The organism is Actinomadura logoneensis, assembly GCF_003428695.1.
GTDB lineage: Bacteria > Actinomycetota > Actinomycetes > Streptosporangiales > Streptosporangiaceae > Spirillospora > Spirillospora logoneensis.
The window spans coordinates 1-698 of record NZ_QURH01000383.1 but is presented as its reverse complement, the minus strand read 5'-3'; the positions used below and the strand labels follow the sequence as shown (position 1 = coordinate 698).

Sequence of the window (698 nt, the reverse complement as noted above, 5' to 3'; positions counted from 1 at the left end):
CCGCCTGGCGCGCGGCGCCGAGCGCGACGTACTCGGCGGGTTCCGGCACGGTCACCGGCGTCCCCAGGATCGCGGGGGCCAGCGCCCGGACGGCCTCCGAGCGCGCGCCGCCGCCGATGAGCAGGGTGCGGCGCGGCGTCACGCCCTGGGCGGCGAGATGGCCGACGGCGTCGGCGAGGGAGCACAGCAGCGCCTCGACCGCGGCCCGGGCGACGTTCTCGCGGGTGGCGTTGGCCGTGGTGAGCCCGGCGAGCACCCCGGTGGCGCCGGGACGGTCGGGGGTGCGCTCGCCGTCGAGGTAGGGCAGCAGCGTCAGGCCGCCCGCGCCCGGCTCGGCGGCGAGCGCGAGCGCCGACAGTTCCGCCAGGCTCGCGCCGGTGAGGGACGCGGCGGCCGACAGGATCCGGGCGGCGTTCAGCGTGCAGACGAGGGGCAGGAACCGGCCGGTCGCGTCGGCGAAGCCGGCGACCAGGCCGGACGGGTCGGCGGCGGGGGCGTCCGCCACCGCGAACGCGGTCCCGGATGTGCCGATCGACACCACGACGTCGCCGGGCTCCAGCCCGAGGCCGAGCGCGGCGCCCATGTTGTCGCCGGTGCCGGGGGCGAGCACGGCGCCCCAGGGCGTCTCGCCGACCGCCTCGCCCGGGCCGGCGACGCGCGGCGGCTCGGCGTCGTGCCCGAGCGCGGCGCGCAGCAGG

At 80.4% G+C, this 698-nt stretch carries 1 protein-coding gene; it reads right to left on the bottom strand.

Going from position 1 to position 698, the window contains the following annotated elements:
* Positions 1-698 (bottom strand): FGGY-family carbohydrate kinase (locus DZF91_RS22845; protein WP_268915967.1); only part of this gene is annotated, 698 nt, incomplete at both ends.